Source organism: Desulfonatronum sp. SC1, from assembly GCF_003046795.1.
Taxonomy (GTDB): Bacteria; Desulfobacterota; Desulfovibrionia; order Desulfovibrionales; family Desulfonatronaceae; genus Desulfonatronum.
Genome location: NZ_PZKN01000201.1, coordinates 1 through 409 on the forward strand (window position 1 = coordinate 1; position 409 = coordinate 409).

Annotated in this window: 2 protein-coding genes; both read left to right on the forward strand. The window is 44.7% G+C overall.

All coding sequences use genetic code 11. The features are described 5' to 3' along the window. The coding region (locus C6366_RS21290; protein WP_199221627.1) for a YraN family protein at nucleotides 1-221 on the forward strand (221 nt) is incomplete at its 5' end. Between the two features lie 25 nt (nucleotides 222-246). Next, nucleotides 247-409 (forward strand): MmcQ/YjbR family DNA-binding protein (locus C6366_RS21295; protein WP_146164963.1); only part of this gene is annotated, 163 nt, incomplete at its 3' end.

Genomic DNA, 409 nt, shown 5'->3' on the forward strand with positions numbered 1-409 from the left:
TTGTAGAAGTGCGCACCCGAACCAGCACTAAATGGGAGCACCCACGCGAGTCCATTACCCCTGCCAAGATTCGGTTTCTGGTATTGGCAACTGATGCTTTTGTGCAACAGAATCGCATCGACCACCGAATACGTTTTGATGTGGTTACCTGCATGCCAATCAACGAAACCGAATGGGATATTGATCACATACAGCACGCCTTTACAGCACAGGCCGAATAGGTTGAATTAATTTAATTTTCAGATTATGAATATCGAGGAGTTACGCAACTATTGCCTTTCTCTGCCAGGAGTAACGGAAGATTTTCCATTTGATGAGGTTACACTGGTATTTAAAGTTGGTGGCAAGATGTTTCTGCTTACCGGACTGGATGGCGATTTCTCCATTAATGTGAAGTGTGATCCTGAGC